Source organism: Cellulomonas sp. S1-8 (assembly GCF_026184235.1).
GTDB lineage: Bacteria > Actinomycetota > Actinomycetes > Actinomycetales > Cellulomonadaceae > Cellulomonas.
Map to the genome: position 1 here is coordinate 4,241,838 of NZ_CP110806.1, position 17,409 is coordinate 4,259,246.

Annotated in this window: 12 protein-coding genes; 6 read left to right on the forward strand and 6 right to left on the reverse strand. The window is 74.2% G+C overall.

The window, feature by feature from the left end; all coding sequences use genetic code 11:
• Nucleotides 1-45: 45 nt before the first annotated feature.
• A complete protein-coding gene (locus OKX07_RS19075; RefSeq protein ID WP_265629579.1) occupies nt 46-345 on the reverse strand; it encodes a WXG100 family type VII secretion target in 300 nt (99 codons plus the stop codon).
• Nucleotides 346-571: 226 nt separating this feature from the next.
• Between OKX07_RS19075 and OKX07_RS19080 the strand changes: the two genes are divergently transcribed.
• Both OKX07_RS19080 and OKX07_RS19085 read left to right on the forward strand, forming a co-directional pair.
• The gene (locus OKX07_RS19080) at nt 572-1,990 is read left to right on the forward strand and encodes a hypothetical protein (RefSeq protein ID WP_265629580.1); all 1,419 of its coding nucleotides are present in this window, start codon (nt 572-574) and stop codon (nt 1,988-1,990) included.
• Nucleotides 1,991-2,191: 201 nt separating this feature from the next.
• A complete protein-coding gene (locus OKX07_RS19085) occupies nt 2,192-2,839 on the forward strand; it encodes a helix-turn-helix transcriptional regulator (RefSeq protein ID WP_265629581.1) in 648 nt (215 codons plus the stop codon).
• A 2-nt stretch (nt 2,840-2,841) separates the two neighbouring features.
• Here the strand turns inward: OKX07_RS19085 and OKX07_RS19090 are convergent, their stop codons facing one another.
• From OKX07_RS19090 to OKX07_RS19100, 3 genes are all read right to left on the reverse strand, one after another.
• Nucleotides 2,842-5,805, reverse strand: a complete 2,964-nt coding sequence (locus OKX07_RS19090) for an AfsR/SARP family transcriptional regulator (RefSeq protein ID WP_265629582.1) — start codon at nt 5,803-5,805, stop codon at nt 2,842-2,844.
• 158 nt (nt 5,806-5,963) lie between these two features.
• Nucleotides 5,964-7,043, reverse strand: a complete 1,080-nt coding sequence (gene hisC / locus OKX07_RS19095) for a histidinol-phosphate transaminase (RefSeq protein WP_265629583.1) — start codon at nt 7,041-7,043, stop codon at nt 5,964-5,966.
• A gap of 117 nt (nt 7,044-7,160) precedes the next feature.
• Nucleotides 7,161-7,667 carry a MarR family winged helix-turn-helix transcriptional regulator gene (locus OKX07_RS19100; RefSeq protein ID WP_265629584.1) on the reverse strand — a complete coding sequence of 169 codons (507 nt, stop codon included), beginning with the start codon at nt 7,665-7,667 and terminating at the stop codon, nt 7,161-7,163.
• A gap of 86 nt (nt 7,668-7,753) precedes the next feature.
• Between OKX07_RS19100 and OKX07_RS19105 the strand changes: the two genes are divergently transcribed.
• Nucleotides 7,754-9,010 carry a multidrug effflux MFS transporter gene (locus tag OKX07_RS19105; RefSeq protein WP_265629585.1) on the forward strand — a complete coding sequence of 419 codons (1,257 nt, stop codon included), beginning with the start codon at nt 7,754-7,756 and terminating at the stop codon, nt 9,008-9,010.
• Between the two features lie 59 nt (nt 9,011-9,069).
• Here OKX07_RS19105 and OKX07_RS19110 read toward each other — a convergent pair whose 3' ends face one another.
• A complete protein-coding gene (locus OKX07_RS19110; RefSeq protein ID WP_322746801.1) occupies nt 9,070-10,134 on the reverse strand; it encodes a LacI family DNA-binding transcriptional regulator in 1,065 nt (354 codons plus the stop codon).
• An 84-nt stretch (nt 10,135-10,218) separates the two neighbouring features.
• A complete protein-coding gene (locus tag OKX07_RS19115) occupies nt 10,219-12,756 on the reverse strand; it encodes a GH32 C-terminal domain-containing protein (RefSeq protein WP_265629586.1) in 2,538 nt (845 codons plus the stop codon).
• A gap of 256 nt (nt 12,757-13,012) precedes the next feature.
• Between OKX07_RS19115 and mmsA the strand changes: the two genes are divergently transcribed.
• The 3 genes from mmsA to OKX07_RS19130 all read left to right on the forward strand — a co-directional run bounded on the left by mmsA (nt 13,013) and on the right by OKX07_RS19130 (nt 17,181).
• The gene (mmsA, locus tag OKX07_RS19120; RefSeq protein ID WP_322746802.1) at nt 13,013-14,575 is read left to right on the forward strand and encodes a multiple monosaccharide ABC transporter ATP-binding protein; all 1,563 of its coding nucleotides are present in this window, start codon (nt 13,013-13,015) and stop codon (nt 14,573-14,575) included.
• Nucleotides 14,576-14,618: 43 nt separating this feature from the next.
• The gene (locus tag OKX07_RS19125) at nt 14,619-15,977 is read left to right on the forward strand and encodes a sugar ABC transporter permease (RefSeq protein ID WP_265629587.1); all 1,359 of its coding nucleotides are present in this window, start codon (nt 14,619-14,621) and stop codon (nt 15,975-15,977) included.
• Nucleotides 15,978-16,086: 109 nt separating this feature from the next.
• On the forward strand, nt 16,087-17,181 hold the full coding sequence (locus tag OKX07_RS19130; RefSeq protein WP_265629588.1) for a sugar-binding protein: 1,095 nt from the start codon (nt 16,087-16,089) through the stop codon (nt 17,179-17,181).
• Nucleotides 17,182-17,409: the final 228 nt, after the last annotated feature.

Genomic DNA, 17,409 nt, shown 5'->3' on the forward strand with positions numbered 1-17,409 from the left:
TAGGACGCCCGCGCCGGGGAGGGGTCGGCGCGGGCGGGTCTGTGCTCAGCCCTGCCGGAGCGAGCTCGCCATCTGCGTGTCCACGTCCTGCAGCGCGGTCACGGCCTGGTCGAGCCACTGCGACAGCGTCTCCAGGTTCGTCATCAGCTCGTTGGCGGCGGTGACGAACTGCGTGTTGACCTCGTCGAACCGCCCCGACGCCTGGTCGGTGACGAAGCCGGAGGCCACGAGGGAGTTCACGAGCGACTTGCTGTCCGACAGGCGTGCGTCGATCTCGGCCTTGTTCGCGCGCAGCCGGCTCGCGCTGTCCGACATCTCGGCGTAGGTGATGTTCAGGTTCGGCATCGGTGGTCCCTTCGGGTCGTGCCGTGTGCCCGGACGGGCGGCGGCGACGTGCCAGCGACCTCGACGCTAGGAAGCCGCGGGCGACGCGGTCCACCCGCCGCCGGGGCGGTTGGGCCTGCAGGCCTATGCCAGGTTTGTCACCCTCCTGCGGCCGCGCCCACGATCGGCTCGGAGACCCGGCCGGTGCACGCCGCCGGCCGGTCGGCGACGAGCACGAGGAGGCACCATGGGGGCGCGCACGCTGGGCGGGCGGGACCGAGGTGCACGCACGGCACGGGCCGCGGCGGTCGTCGCGCTGCTCGTCCTGCCCCTGCTCGGGCCCGGGGTCTCGACCGCTGCGGCCACGGACGTCACCACGGTCGACGAGACGCGCGACGACGTCACGTACTACGTCGTGCAGGAGTCGTGGGAGGGCCAGCCCGAGTTCCTGTTCTCGATCGCGGAGCGGCTGCTCGGCACGGGCGACCGCGCCCTGGAGATCTTCGAGCTCAACGAGGGACGCGCGCAGCCTGGCGGCATGACCGTCAGCGACCCGAACGTCATCCGCCCCGGCTGGGTGCTCCTGCTGCCGCCCGACGCGACCGGGGACGGCGTCGTCGTCGGCCCGCTGCCGACGCCCGCCCCCCGCGCCGTGCGGGCGACGCCCAGCGCCTCGCCCACCTCCCGCGCGGACGAGCGTGCGGACGCGCCCTCGAAGGACGAGGAGGCCGACGAGCAGGCCGACGAGCAGGCGACGGGCTCAGCGCCGCAGGAGGACCCCGTCGCGGGCGGTGACGCCGACGACCCGGCCACCTCGTACGTGGCGACCGGGCTGACCGCCCTCGTCGCGGTCACCGCGGGCATCGCGGCGCTCGTCCTGGTCGGCGGCAGCGTCGTCGCGGTCACCCGCCGCCGGCGCGCCCGCCGCAACGCGCCCCCGGTCGTCGCGGTCCGGCGCGAGAACCCCGGCGCGTGGACCATCGACCGTACGACCCGGGCGCTCGCCCGCGCGTGCGCCGACGCGGGCCGCCCCGCCCCCGCCGTGTACGCGATGGTCGTCTCGCACGACGAGGTGCTGCTGCGCCTGAGCACCCCCGACGCCCGCCCGCCGGCCGGGTGGACCGCCGGCGAGGACGGCCTGTCGTGGACGTCCCCCATGCGCCCGCTGCAGGACGTCGCGCTCGACGACCGGGTCGTCGCCCCGTACCCGCGCCTCGTCACGCTCGGCGACGACGCCCACGGGCGGGTCCTGCTCGACCTGGCGCACGGCGGCCCCGGGACCTGCCTCGACGGGGACCTGGCGCAGGCGCTGCGGCTCGCCGAGCAGTGGGTGCACGAGCTGGCCACCAGCCCGTGGTCCCGCCACGTGCCCGTCGTGACCGTCGGCGTCGGCCCGTCGGCGCACGCCCGCATCGACGACGCGGGTCCGGCCGTCGACGCGGCCGGCGGTGGCGTGCTCGTCGTGGCCGGGGCGCGCGGCCGCGACGCGGACCTGCTGGCCGCGCTCGCCGAGGACCCGGCCTGGTCCGTGGTCGTCGTCGGTGCCGCGGGGCGCGACTGGGCGCGGTGGCGCCTCACGCTCGACGCCGACGGTGTCGTGACGGGCGGCCCGCTCGACACGGCCGTCCACCTCCAGGGCGGCGACCGCCGCCTCGAGCTCGTGTAGCACCGAATACCCCGGTCTCACGAGACCGAGGAGACCGGGACCTGTACGACCGGAACTCTCGGTCTCACGAGACCGAGGAGGAGGTGGGAGACGCGGTGAGGAGGCGTCGGGGCGGGAGCGGGTCGCGGTTCCGGCTGCGGCTGGAGGTGCTCTGGAGCCGCGCTGGAGCGGGCGTGGAGCGCGCCCGGCCACGCTCGACTCATGACGACGACCCCGACGGGTGGCTACCGGGTACGGATCGCGATCTCCAGCCCCGAGATCGAGGCGCGGATCCGCGGCGTGTTCGCGAGCCGCGGGCTGGACGTGGTCCTCGAGGACTCCCTGCCGACGTTCGAGGTGACCGTGCTGCCGGGGGCGGGTGCGCCGCCCGGGCCGTCGGCGCTGGGCGACGCGCTGCACCACCTCGTCGGGACCGTCCGGCCACGCCGGACCACGCCGCCGAGCGCCCGGTACCGGTTGACGCTCGCGACCGCAGCCGCTGCCCCGACCGCAGCGGACGCGACGCGACGCCACGGGAACGGGGAGCCGCGCCGCACGGGCGACGGGGTCGCGGACCTCTCGCCGCGCGAGTCGCAGGTGATGGCGTGCATCGCCCGGGGGCTGCGCAACACCGAGGTCGCTGCGGAGCTGGGCGTGACCGAGAAGACCGTGAAGAACCACGTCAACCGGATCTTCTCGAAGCTGGGGGCCGACGGCCGCGTCGAGGCCGTGCTCATCTGGCAGTCCGCGCGGACGCGGACCGCACCGGGGGCGCAGGTCGCACCGCGCACGCGGGTATCACCGGGGACGCGGGTAGCACCGGGGGCGCGGGTCGTCCGGGCCGCGCGGGACGTCGCGCTCGCCGGGTAGCCCTACCGCCGCTCGGCGTCCGCGCCGACCTGGCCGACGGGCTCCGCGCCGACCGACAGCCGCGCCAGGAAGTCCTGCACGGCGCCCGCCTCCTCCGCGCCCAGCTGCCGGAACCGTCGCAGCGCGCGCTCGGCGTCCCGACGCGCCTGCTCCTCGCCGGCCCGCCCGTCGCGGGCAGTGCGCACGCGCGCCAACCCGAACAGCGCGAGCGCCTCGTGGTACCGGTCCCCGATGGCGGCGCAGAGGTCCAGCGCCTGGGCGAACCGCTGCTGCGCCGCGTCGTGGTCCCGCAGCCCGTCCGCCGCGAGGCCGAGGTTGACCAGCAGGTTCGCCTCGAGCACCCGGTGGCCCTCGGCCCGCGCCAGCGCGAGGGCCGGTTCGCCGTACCGCTCGGCCTGCCGCCACTCGCCCAGCTCGGCGGACAGCTCGCACAGCACGTCCGCGGACGCCACCTCGTAGTACCCGTCACCGAGCTCGACGGACAGGGCGTACGCGTCGTGCGCCGCCGCGAGCGCACCGGCGTACTCGCCGGCCTCCCGCAGCGTGGAGGCCAGGTTGCCGACGATGCTCACGCGGTACCACCACCGGTCGCCCTCGAGGAGGCGCAGCGCCTCCCGCAGCCGACGCACCGCGGCGTCGTTGCGCCCCAGCCGGGAGCACGCGACGCTCTCGTGGTTCAGCAGCACGGCCTGCGCGCGGCTGTCGCCGAGCGCCTGCGCCGATCGGGACCCGACGCGCAGCACGTCCAGCCAGTCGCTCGCGCCGCCGGACGCGTAGTACGTCTCGAACAGCAGCACCGCGAGCTGCCACACCAGGGTGTGGTGGCCGTGCGCGTGGCCCTCGCGCAGCAGCGACGCCATGTTCGCGAGCTCGGCGAGCGCCCAGCGCAGGCGTGCGGCGTTGTCGGGCAGCACGGGCAGCGCGTGCGGCGCGACGGGTGGCTCGAACGGCAGGAGCCGCTGCCGGGAGCTCGCCACGAGCGCGCGGACGTACCAGGTGAGCAGGCGTTCGCGGGCGGCGGCCCGCTCGTCGTCGGACAGGTGCTCCGCGAGCTCCGCCGCGTGGGCACGCGTGAGGTCGTGCATCAGGTGGCGTCCGTCGACGGGCTCCAGCAGGTGGTGCTCGCGCAGCTCGTCCAGGAGCTGCGCCGCGCGGTCGGGTGCGACGTCCATCAGCGCCGCCGTCGCGAGCACCGACGTGCTCGCGCACGGCAGGGCCGCCAGCAGGCACAGGGTGCGCGACTGCGGGTCGTCGAGCGCCGCGGTCGAGGTGGCGAGGACGCCGCGCACGGACGCCGACGGGCCGTCGTCGAGGTCGAGCGCGTCGAGCCGGTGCTGCGAGTCCTCGAGCCGCGCGACCATCGCCTCGATCGACGCGCCCGCCCCCGCGAGGACCTGCTCCGCCGCGATCCGCAGCGCGAACGGCAGCGCGTCGCAGAGCTGGACGAGGCGCTGCGCGGCGTCCGGCTCGCGCGCGACCGCGGCGGTCCCGAGCGCGCCCTCGAGCAGCTCCCGCGCCTCCGCCGGCTCGAACCGCGCGAGCGGCAGGGCGCGGGCACCGTGCCGGACGGCCAGCCCGCCCAGGCGGTCGCGGCTCGTGACGAGGACGAAGCTGGACGCCGTCCCGGGCAGCAGGTCCTCGACCTGCTCCGTCGACGCCGCGTTGTCCAGCACGACCAGCAGGCGACGGTCGGCGACGAGGCTGCGCCACAGCGCGACGAGCTGCTCGTGCTGCTGCGGCGCGGACAGCACGCCGAGCGCCGCGAGGAGCTGCCGCAGCGCCGCGGACGGCGCGACCGGCGGGTGCCGCGGGTCGAAGCCGCGCAGGTTGACGTACACCTGGCCGTCGGGGAAGCGGTCGCGCAGCATGTGACCGGCCCGCACGGCCAGGGACGTCTTGCCGACCCCGCCGACGCCGACCACGGTCACGATGCGCGGCCCCTCGGGGGCGCCCGCGAGGCGCAGCACCTCGAGCAGCTCACGGGAGCGGCCGACGAACGTCGCCAGGTCCGGCGGCAGCTGGGCCGCCGGGACGCGCGGCTGGGCGGCGGGTCGCGGCGCGGGCGACGGGGCACCCGGTCCGGGCGCCGACGGTGCACCGGGTCCGTGCGACGACGGTGCACCGGGCGCGGGCACCGCGACCGTCGACGTCGGGGTGCGGGCGGCGACGACCGGCGTCGCGCCGAGGACGGGCACCGCCCCGACGTCCCCGTCGGCGAGGATCGTCGCGTGCAGCGCCCGCGCCGCGGCACCCGGGTCGATGCCGAGGTCGTCGCTCAGCGAGCGCCGCAGGTCCTCGTACTGCTCGAGCGCCGCGGCCGTGCGACCGCTGTGGTGCAGCGCCACCATGAGGGCGCCTCGCAGGCGTTCGTCGTAGGGGTGCCGAGGGACCTCCGCGGCCAGCCGGTCGGCCGCGTGGGCGAGCGTCGTGGCGTCCGCGCCGGCGGCGGCGAGGATCTCGGTCCTGTCCACGAGCAGCCGCACGCGCAGCTGGGCGAGGCGGGCGCGGTGCTCGGCCGCGAACGGTCCGGGCACCCCCGCGAGCGCGTCGCCCTCGTGCCACAGCGCCAGCGCGGCGTCGAGCGCGGCCTGCGCCGTCGCCAGGTCGGCTGCGTCGTGCGCGTCCCGGGCCCGGCGGGCCTGCCGCTCGGCGTGCAGCACGTCGACGGCGTCGGGGGGGACCGCCAGCATGTAACCGGTCGGGGTGCGGCGCACCGTCTCCTTGCCGAGCGCGTGGCGCAGCCCTGAGACGTAGGTGTGGACGCTCCCCCGTGCGCTCGCGGGGGCGCCGGCGCCCCAGGTGCCGTCGATCAGGGCGTCGTGCCCGACGGCCTGGCCGGCGCGCAGCGCGAGCGCGGCGAGGACCGCGCGCTGCTTGGGCGCGCCGAGGTCGACCTCGAGGTCGTCGACCAGCGCGCACGGCGTGCCCAGGAGGCGGATGTGCGGCGGCTCTGGCAGACGTGGCACGGCGCTCCTCCGCGTCCGCCGCGGAGGATCCGCGGGGACGGGTGAGTTCTACTCGCGCCGCCGCACGCCTGTCAATGCGCCTGCTGACTGGCATCACTCGCTGGAGTGTCACGGTGTGACGCAGACCACCAGGTCACACCGCGCGGCGCGGCGCGTGGTCAGCGCGGCGCGTGGTCCGCGGCGACCTCGAGGACGATGTCGGTCGCCTCCGGCTCCCCGACGCTGACGCGCACCCCGTCGCCGGCGAACGGCCGAACGAACGCGCCGGCCCGCGCGCAACCCTCGGCGAAGTGCGTCGCACGGTCCCCGAGGGGGAGCCACACGAAGTTCGCCTGACTGTCCGGCACGTCCCAGCCCTGCGCCCGCAGGGCAGCGAGCACCCGCGTCCGCTCGGCGACGATCGCGTCGACCCGGACGAGCAGCTCGCGCTCGGCGCGCAGCGACGCGACCGCGGCGAGCTGGGCGACGTGCGAGACGCCGAACGGCGTCGAGGCCGTGCGGATCCCCGCGGCCAGCCGCGGCCGGGCGACCGCGTACCCGACCCGCAGGCCGGCCAGCCCGTACGCCTTGGAGAAGGTGCGCAGCAGCACGACGTTGGGGTGCTCGGCGAACAGCGCGAGCGCGTCGGGCGCGTGCGCGTCGCGGACGAACTCCACGTACGCCTCGTCGAGCACCACGACGACGTCGCGGGGCACGGCGGCGAGGAACGTCCGCAGCTCCTCGTCGCGCACGGCGGGGCCCGTGGGGTTGTTGGGCGTGCAGACCAGCACGACGCGGGTGCGCGGGGTGATCGCGGCGGCCATCGCGGGCAGGTCGAGGCGACCGTCGGCGCCCACGGGGACCCGGACCTGCTGCGCGTGCGCGAGCGTCACGGCGATCGGGTACGCCTCGAACGACCGCCAGGGCATGACCACCTCGTCGCCCGCCTCGCACACCGCGGTCAGCACGTGGCCCAGCACCGCGACCGACCCGGTGCCCGCGACCACGGACTCGGCGGCCACGCCGAGCCGCCGCGCGACGGCCTCGGTGAGCTCGGTCGCGTACATGTCCGGGTACCGGTTGACGTCGACGGCCGCGTCGGCGATCGCCGCGACGACCGACGGCAGCGGCGGGTACGGGTTCTCGTTGGAGGACAGCTTGTACGCGGCGGCCCCCACGGCGGCGCGCGCCCCGGGCACGTACGCGGGCAGGTCGGCAAGGGCACGACGAAGCGGGACGCGGCTCACACCGGTCAGCATGCCACCGCCCACCCGCGACAGGTCGATCCGACCCCCGCGAACTCGCACTTCGGCGGCGCATCGGGCTCCGGAGGCCGCCGAACGACGAGGTCGGCGGCGGGGTGGCCGTCCGGGCGGTCAGCGGGGCGGGGTGCCGGCCGGTGGGGTCGGCTGCTGGGCGCGGAGCAACCGGTCGAGGGCCTGGAGCGCCTCGGTCGCGGCCGTGAGCGCGGCGGCGTGCTCGGGGGGGAGCGCGGCCAGGGCGTCGACGAGGGGGCCGGCCCAGCCCTCGGCGATGGCCTCGTGCGCGACGTGGGCGCGCTCGGTGGGGACGAGCCGGGTGACCCGACGGTCGTCGGGGTCCGGCTCCCGGGCGACCAGACCGCGGTCGCCCAGGGTGCGCAGCGTGGCGCTGGTGTTGCTCTGCCGCAGGCCCAGGTGACGGGACACCTCGCCGACCGACAGGCCCGGGGACTCCAGCACGTGCATGAGCACGGCGAGCTCGGTGGTGGGCAGCGGCTCGATCCCGGCGACCTGAGGGGTGCGGCGGTGGATTGTCCAGGCGAGATCGCGGAGCACCGCGGGCACGTCGGGCCGCGTCGGGTCGACCCCGGGGTCGACCCCGGGTGCCTGGGCTGTCGCCATGCGCCCATCGTAACGCATATCTTGCCATACGTATGTTCGCGTATGTATCGTCGCCCGCCTCCCCCCGCACGTCCGGAAGGCCCACCATGCCCGCGTCCGCCGACGCCCCCGCCCGCCCCGCAACGCCCCCGGCCGCCCCGCTCCCCCTGGCCCCCGCACTGGTCGCCGTCCTCGCCCTGCTCACGGCCGTCGCGCCGCTGTCGATCGACATGTACCTGCCGGGCTTCCCGGCGATGGCAGACGAGCTCGGCACGACCGCGAGCGGCATCCAGCTGACGATGACCGCGTTCCTCGTCGGCCTCGGGCTCGGCCAGCTGTTCATCGGGCCGCTCTCCGACGGCATCGGCCGTCGTCGACCGCTGCTGGTCGGCACCACCCTGTGCCTCGTCGCCTCCGTGGCGTGCGCGCTCGCCCCCACCGTCGAGGTCCTCGCCGGCGCACGGTTCCTCCAGGGCCTGGGCGGCGCGGCGGGCGTCGTCCTGGCGCGCGCCGTCATCTCCGACACCTCGCGCGGCCCCGCCGCCGCGAAGCTGCTGGGCGTCCTGATGATCGTCAGCGTCATCGCACCCGTGGTCGCCCCGCTGGCCGGCGGCCTCATCGTCGCCCGCTCCGGCTGGCGCCTGGTCTTCTGGGTGATCGCCGCGCTTGTGGCGGTCATGCTCGTCGGCGCGGCCGTGCGGGCGCGCGAGACGCTGCCCGTCGCCGAGCGCACCCGCGGCGGCATCGGCACCACCCTCGCGACGGCCCGCGACGTGCTCGCCAACCGGCAGTACACCGGGTACGTCCTGACGTTCGGCTTCGCGTTCGCCGGCCTGTTCGCGTACATCTCCGCGTCGCCGTTCGTCGTGCAGAACATCATCGGCCTGTCCGAGGGGCAGTTCTCGCTGGTGTTCGCGCTCAACGCGCTGGCCATCACCGTGACCAGCGCCGTGTCGGCGGCGCTCGCCGGCCGCGTGCCCTACCGCTCGATGATCGGCGCGGGCCTGGCGGCCGCGACGCTCGCCGGGGCCGGCCTGCTCGCCGCCGCGCTCCACGGCGTCCCGACCGTCCCGACGCTCGTGCTGCTCGCTGTCTTCCAGGGCTCGTTCGGCCTGGTCTTCGGCAACGCCACCGCCCTCGCGCTCGGCGAGGCCGGCCGCCACGCCGGGACCGGGTCCGCGTTCCTCGGGTTCCTGCAGTTCGCCCTCGCCGCCGTCGTCGCCCCGCTCGTCGGGATCGCCGGCGAGGACACCGCCGTGCCCATGGGCATCGCGATGGTCGTGTCCGCCGTGCTCGCAGGCCTGTCCTTCGTCGTCCTGACACGCGGTGCGACCCGCAGTCTTCCCGCCCAGATCGCCGGATGACTGCGCGATGGCCCCTCGACAGGCAGCGCCCCTCCCGGGCGCGACAGGGGGACGGCCGGTCAGGCCGGCCGGATCTCGCCCGACCCCCGCGCGACGAGCCGGGTGGGGACGGTGATCGTCTCGGTCGGCAGGTCCCGCGACGCCAGACGGTCGAAGACGCGCTGCGCCGCGATCGCGCCGATGCGCGCCGGGTCCTGCGCGATCACGGTGACGCGCGGCTCGAGCAGGTCGGCGAGCTGGAAGTCGTCGAAGCCCACGAGGGCGACCCGGTGCTGCAGCCCGAGGGTGCGCAGCGCGCGGATCGCACCGATCGTGATGAGGTTCTGGCTCGTGAAGAGCGCGGTCGGCGCCTCGGGGCCGGTCAGCAGGGCGTGCACCGCGGCCTCGGCCTCCACCTCGCTGTGGATGTCGTTCGCTGCGGGCGCCGACGACGCCGGGATGCCGGCGTCCGCGAGCGCCCGCACGAACCCGCGGTGCCGCTCGCGCGCGGTGTCGATGCTGCCGAGGTCGCCCAGGTAGGCGATCCGGCGGTGGCCGTGCTCGAGCAGGTGCCGGGTGGCGCGGCCGGCGCCGGCGGCGTTGTCGACGACGACCGAGTCGACGTCGATGCCCACCGCGCGCCGGTCGACCATGACGATCGGGGTGCCCGACTCCTGCTCCCAGCGCAGGTAGCCCTGGTCGGGTGTGATGGCCGAGACGATGAGCCCGTCGACGCGACGAGCGGTCAGTGCCGCAACGAGGGCGCGCTCCCGGTCCGGCTCCTCGTCCGTGCTGCCGGCCAGGACAGCCACGCCCTGCGCCCCGGCGACGTCCTCGATGGCACGGTGGATGGCCGCCGAGAAGGGGTTGTCCACACTGGCCAGCACGAGGCCGAGGCTCAGGGACCGCCGCTCGCTGCGACGCAGGTTCCCGGCGTGCAGGTCCGGGCGGTAGTTGAGCGCACGGGCGGCCTCGTTCACGCGCTGCGCCATGGCGCCGGACACGCCGGGCTCGCCGTTCACCACGCGTGAGACGGTCTTGATCCCGACGCCCGCCAGCGCCGCGACGTCGCGCATCGTCGCCCGCCGGCGGGGCGTGGCGCCCCGGCCCGCGGTCGCGGCGTCCGTGCTGGACAACGTCGTCATGGGATGAGGGTAGGGGCCCACCCCGGCCCGCGTGCGGACGTCACACGGACGGGTGCCGCGCCCGGGGTGAGGCCCCTGCGCACGTCAGGACGCCCCGGGCGCGAGCCGCCGGACCTCGAACGACGTCACGGTGACGCGGCCTCCGTCAGCGAAGAGGGCCACGCGGTCGCTGCCGCGGCTCGGGTAGACGAGGTCGGTGATCGTCGCCTCCCCGTCGTTGCCGAAGACCTCGACGGACGACCGGTCGACGACCACCTGGAGTCGCACCCGGCCCTCGCGTGCGGGCAGGCGTGCGGTGTGCACACCGCCGAACGCGGGATGGAAGTCGACCGCTCCGGACCTCGTCCGGTCGACGTACATCCGGCCCGCCGCGACGTCGTACCCGACGACCGTGCGCTCGTCGCCCCCGGCACGCACGTGCAGACCGAAGGACGTCGCGTCGCCGAGCTCGAACTCGACGGTCAGCAGGACGGCACCGTCGTCCGCGGCCCTCGGGACGGGCACGGTGCGGTCGTCGAGGACGCCCTCCTGGCCCCGGAGCCGACGCGGAGCCGGCGCACCCGGCACGTCGACCGGCCGGGAGGTCAGCACCAGCCGTCCGTCGAGCGTGCGCAGCGCGAGGGTGCGCGGCAGGGTCATCGAACCCCGCCACCCGGCGGTCGGCGTCGACGTGGCGTACTCCCAGTTGTTCATCCAGGCGATCGCGATGCGCTCGCCCCCCGGGGCGTTCTCGATCGTCAGCGGCGCGTAGAAGTCCGTGCCGTGGTCGAGCCAGGCATGGCGCTCGAGGTCGGAGGGGGCAGGCGCGTCGCCCGCGACGACGTGGTCCAGCAGGACGTGTCCCCAGCCGCCCGTGCTCGTGTCGACGACCGAGAGCTGCGCGGTGCGCCCGCGCAGATCACCGACGTCCCAGGAGACCGGGGCGAGCCCCTCGCTGTCCTGCCCGGTGGCGGTGCGCACGACCTGACCGTCCACGACGAGGTTCACCGTGGACTCGTCGGACCGCGGACGTGCCGGCTGGTCCGAGAGCACGACGTGGTCGACCAGGACGTGGCCCCAGCCCCCGGTGTCCTCGTCGAGGACCTCCACGTGGGCGCGAGCGCCGGCGAGGACCGCGACGTCCCAGGCCACCCAGTCGAGCGTGCCGCTCTCGCGTCCGGACGCGGTGCGGACGACCTCGCCGTCCACCACGAGCCGCACGGCGGTGTCGGTGCCCGCGCCGCCCCCGACCAGGACGTTGACCCACCGGTCGCGCACGGTGAACGCCGGTGAGACCAGCCGGCCGGTCGCGGAGTCGGGCGGCGGGTCGCACGGGTCGCCGTGGCCGTTCTGGTAGGAGTTCGCCAGGCCGGCGCCGAGGTACCCGCGCACGCCGGTCTGGCAGGCGGCGTCGCCGGGCGTCGGGCCGGGACCGAACGCCGTCCCCTCGACGGTCCAGCCGTCGAAGTCGCCGCCCTCGAAGTCCGCGAGCACCGTGCCCGTCGGCGCCGAGCCGTCACCCGTGCCCGGACGGTGCGGGTGCCGGCCACCGCCCACGAGCATCGTGAGCCAGCGGCGGTCGAGGGTGAACGGGGGCGAAGTCAACGTGCCGGTCGCGGCGTCCCCGCCCCGGAAGGTGTTGACGAGCGCGTCGCCCCGGAAGCCCGTGACGGGGTGCTGACCCGGCAGCGTGCCCGGCACGGGACCCGAGCCGAAGGCGTCGCCGGTGGCGGTCCAGCCCTCGCCGTACGCGGGGCCCTCGAAGTCGGCCAGGAGGTCGCCGGTGGCGTCCGGGTAGTCCGCGGGGCGAGGATCCGCGACGAAGCGCGTGCCGTCGAAGTCACCGACGAAGTACTGGGCTCCCGACCCGCCGGCCACGGCTCCCGGGTTGAGGCTCACCACGAGCACCCACCGGGTGCGCGTCGGGTCGCCGTCGACCGGCAGCTCGAACAGGTCGGGCATCTCCCACACGCCGCCGACGGCGCCGGCGGGCCCGAAGTCGCTCAGGTGCGTCCAGCCGGTCAGGTCGTCGGAGCGGTAGAAGCGGATGACCCGCTCCGTCGCGAGCGCGACCGCCATGACCCAGTAGCCGCCGGCGTCGTAGCGGAACACCTTCGGGTCGCGGAACTCGCGCGAGCCGAGGTCGAGCACCGGGTTGCCCGCGTACCTCGTCCACGTCTCGCCGGCGTCGAGGCTGTAGGCGATCGACTGCGCCTGGATCCCGGTGACCGGGTCCCAGGAGGTGTAGGCGGCGACGAGCGGGGTCCGGCCGTGGTCGCCGAAGCCGCTCGTGTTGTCCTCGTCGACGACGACCGTGCCCGAGAAGATGTGCTCGCGCTCGGACCAGGGGATCGCGAGGGGACGTTCCTCCCACGTGACGAGGTCCGTGCTGACGGCGTGGCCCCAGGACATGTGCCCCCAGTCGTTCCCCAACGGGTTGTGCTGGAAGAACAGGTGGTAGCGGCCCTCGAACCACACCGGCCCGTTCGGGTCGTTGACCCAGTTCTGCTCGGGGGCGAAGTGCGCCACCGGACGGTGCGGGTCCACCTCGGCACGCTCCCGGCCCTGCACGGGTGCCGCCAGCGTGGTCGTCAGGGCCGCCACCGCGGCGGTCGCCCACAGGGCGCGCATGCGTCGTCGCACGTCGTCTCCTCGTTGAGATCGTGTGGCAGCGGACGCCTGTCCGCGTGCGTCCGGCCCGCCGATCGTCGTCATGAATGACAACGATGTCAACCACTGCTTCCAGGACACTCGTCCAACTAGACAACGTTGTCAGATCGTTATTCGTGCACGACCAATCTCGAGTTGACCGATTCGTCCTTGCGCGGGTAGACACCTCGCAGACAACGTTGTCTGGGATCCTGTGCAGGGGTTGCGGGCGGCGCGATGGGAGGCACGCATGAACCACGTGGACCCGGTCATCCTCGAGATGCGGGGCATCACCAAGGAGTTCCCCGGCGTGCGCGCGCTCGACGGCGTGACGATCACGGTCCGGGTCGGAGAGATCCACGCGGTCTGCGGGGAGAACGGTGCCGGCAAGTCGACCCTGATGAAGATCCTGTCCGGCGTCTACCCGCACGGCTCGTACGACGGCGCAGTGGTCTTCCAGGGGGACGAGGTCCGCTTCAAGGACATCAAGGCGTCCGAGCGGGCGGGCATCGTGATCATCCACCAGGAGCTGGCGCTCATCCCGGAGCTGTCGATCGCCGAGAACATCTACCTCGGCAACGAGGTCATGAGCCGGGGGCTGATCGACTGGGACGCCGCCCGGCGCCGGACGGTCGAGCTCCTCGCCCGGGTCGGCTTCGACGTCGACCCCGCCACGCCCGTCAAGAGCCTCGGCGTCGGCCAGCAGCAGCTCGTCGAGATCGCGAAGGCCCTGTCGAAGGACGTGCGCCTGCTCATCCTCGACGAGCCGACGTCCGCACTCAACGAGGCCGACTCCGAGAACCTGCTGGACCTGCTGCGCGGCCTGCAGGCGCGCGGGATCACCTCGATCATGATCTCCCACAAGCTCAACGAGATCGCGGCCGTCGCCGACGCGGTCACCGTGATCCGCGACGGTCGCACGGTGGAGACGTACGCCGTCGAGTCCGGCCGCGTCGACGAGGACCGCATCATCCGCGCCATGGTCGGCCGGTCCCTCGAGAACCGCTACCCGCACCACACGCCGACGATCGGCGAGACGGTCCTCGAGGTGCGCGGGTGGCGGGTCGAGCACCCCACGGTGCCCGGGCGGCTCGTCTGCAAGGACTCCGCCTTCCACGTCCGCAGCGGCGAGATCATCGGCTTCGCCGGTCTCATGGGCGCCGGGCGCACGGAGCTCGCGCGGTCGGTCTTCGGCCGCAGCTACGGGACGTACCTGGCGGGCGAGGTGCTGCTGCGCGGCCGGCCGGTCCAGGTCCCGACCGTCGAGGCGGCCATCCGCCACGGCATCGCGTACGTGCCCGAGGACCGCAAGAACCTCGGGCTCAACCTCCTCGACACGATCCAGCGGACCATCACGTCGGCCAACCTGCGGGAGATCGTGCGCCGCTGGCTGCTCGACGTCGATCGCGAGGGAGCGGTCGCGGAGGGCTACCGACGGTCCCTGCGGATCAAGAGCCCGACCGTCGGCGCCGGCGTCACGACGCTGTCGGGCGGCAACCAGCAGAAGGTCGTCCTCGCCAAGTGGATGTTCCCGAACCCGGACGTGCTGATCCTCGACGAGCCCACGCGGGGCATCGACGTGGGCGCGAAGTACGAGATCTACAAGCTCGTGCACGACCTCGCGGACCAGGGCAAGGCGGTCGTCGTCATCTCCTCGGAGCTGCCCGAGCTGCTCGGGATGTGCGACCGCATCTACACGATCTGCGAGGGCCGGATCACCGGCGTCCTCGACGTCCAGGACGCCGACCAGGAGAGCCTCATGCGGCTGATGACCACCCCCACGACCACCACCGCCGCGGGGACCCCGCGTTGACGCGGTCGACCCGGACCCACCGGCCCAGAACAGGGAGCGGACGATGACGTCCTTCAAGCAGGTCCTCGGCGGGGACATCCGCCAGTTCACGATGGTCTTCGCGCTCATCGCGCTGCTCGTGGGGTTCGACGTGGCATCGGGCGGCCGCATGCTCACGTCGTCGAACTTCCAGAACCTCCTGTCCGGCAACGCCTACGTCCTGATCCTGGCGATCGGCATGGTCATGGTCATCGTGATCGGCCAGATCGACCTGTCCGTCGGGTCCGTCGCGGGGTTCGTCGGCATGGTCGTCGCCCTCAGTGCGCGCGACCTCAGCCTGCCGTGGTGGCTCGCCGTGCTGGTGGGGCTCGCGGTGGGGGTGGCGATCGGCTGCTGGCAGGGCTTCTGGCTCGCGCGCCTCGGGATCCCCGGCTTCATCACGACGCTCGCGGGCATGATGATCTTCCGCGGCGGCGTCATCTGGATGAGCGGCTCCATCAGCGTCCCGGTGCCGCAGGAGCTGCGGTTCCTCGGGTCGGGCTACCTGCCCGAGTGGGGCCCGGCGTTCACGCAGATGAACAACTCGACGGTCGTGCTGGGACTCGTCGCGATCGCCGTGTACGCCTACTCGCAGCTCAACCAGCACCGTCGGCTCGCCGGCTCGGGTGACCACGCACAGCCCCTGTGGCCGGTCGTCGTGCGCATCGTCCTCGTGGGTGCGGTCATCGCCTACGTCACCTGGCTGTTCGCCAGCGGCCGCCCCGGCACGTCGTTCCCGGTGCCCGGGCTCATCCTCGTGGGGCTCGTGATCATCTACCACGTCGTCACCCAGCGCACCCGGTTCGGTCGCCACATCTACGCGGTCGGCGGCAACCGCGCCGCCGCTGCGCTCTCGGGCGTCAACACCCGCCGGACCTACTTCCTCGTGATGGCGAACATGTCGTTCCTCGCTGCGCTGGCCGGGATCATGTTCGTCGGGCGGGCGACCTCCGCAGGTCCGTCCGACGGCACGATGTGGGAGCTCGACGCCATCGCCGCCGTGTTCATCGGAGGCGCGGCGGTGTCCGGTGGCATCGGCACCGTCGCCGCGTCGATGGTCGGCGGGCTCGTGATGGCCGTCCTCAACAGCGGCCTCATGCTCATGGGCGTCGGGGCCGACCGGACGCAGGTCATCAAGGGCATCGTGCTCCTGGCCGCGGTCGCGTTCGACGTCTACAACAAGCAGCAGGGCAGGCCCTCGATCACGGGCCTGATCTCGGCGCGCTTCTCCCGCGGGGGCACGACGCAGGGTGGCCCCGACGCCGCCGCGGCCGCGGGGGCCGCAGCGGCGGCCGCCCTACCCGCGCTCGGACCCGTCCAGCCGGAGCGCGACGACCCGGCCGTGCCCGCCGACGGCCGCACCCCGACGGGCAGCGCCGGGTAGCCGTCCGCGCCCGCCGTACTCACCACCGACGTAGGACCCCGTGGGCACCACAGCCCGCGGGCGGCCAGGTGCACCCCGCAGCGGGTGCGCCCGTGGAGAAGGAGCAGTCATGCGCACCAGGTCCCTCGCCCTCGTGGCACTCACGACCGCCGGAGCCCTCGCCCTCAGCGCGTGCGGCGGTGGTCGCGAAGGAACCGCGGACGACGCCGCGGCCGGCGCGGCCGACGGCTTCGCCGAGGACGCCGTCATCGGCGTCTCGCTGCCGTGGCTCGGCACGCAGAACTGGGCAGAGGCGGAGTCGATGTTCACCGCCGAGCTGACGGACGCCGGCTTCGACCCGCTGGTCCAGGCAGCGGACAACAAGGTCACCCAGCAGCAGCAGCAGATCGAGGCGATGATCGAGCGCGGGGCCGAGGTCATCGTCGTCGGCCCGATCGACGGCACCCAGCTCGGCAGCGTCCTCGAGCGCGCCGCCGCCGAGGGCATCGCCGTGATCGGGTACGACCGGCTCATCGAGAACACGACGGGCGTCGACGGGGTCGTGCAGTTCGGCAGCATCCGCACCGGAGAGCTCCAGGGGCAGTCGCTGCTCGACGGGCTCGCCGCGCGCAAGGGCGAGCCCCCCTACTACGTCGAGCTGTTCGGTGGGGGCCCGGCCGACCCGAACGCCCCGTCGTTCTTCGAGGGCGCCATGTCGGTCCTGCAGCCGAAGATCGACGACGGCACGCTGGTCGTCGCCTCGGGGCAGACCGACTTCACGCAGGCGGCGACGCCCGACTGGGACAACGCCAAGGCGCAGGCGCGCATGGACTCCCTGCTGTCGGGCTTCTACAGCAGCGACGAGATCGACGGTGTGCTGTCGCCGAACGACGGCATCGCGCGGGCCATCATGACGTCGACGGAGCAGGCCGGTCAGGCGATCCCGGTCGTGACCGGCCTCGACGCCGAGAACGAGTCCGTCGTGTCGGTGTGGGAGGGCGAGCAGTGGTCCACGGTCGCCAAGCCGACGCAGGACCTCGTCGCGCGGACGGTCGAGCTGATCCAGGCACTCCAGCAGGGCGAGGAGCTGCCGGAGCCCGACGAGTCCGTCGACAACGGCCAGAAGGACGTCGCGGTGTACCTGCTCGACCCCGTCGTGGTGACGCAGGAGAACGCCGAGGAGGTCTTCGCCGAGGACGCGGACCGGCTCGCGCTGCTGCAGTAGCACGTGCCGATCGGGGGGCCCGGCGAGGCCGGGCCCCCCTGCGGCGTGTCCTCCAGCGGCGCCTGCCGATGCCGATCTGCGCGGTGAAACCTTCAGGCGCCAAACGTCAAGGGTGAAATCTTGCGTCCGTCTGCTTCATCGTGATATGCCTGAAACACGCCGGTAACACCGGCCTCAGGGGGAGTGCACGACGGTGTGACTATCCCCCCACGTCGATGACGATCGACC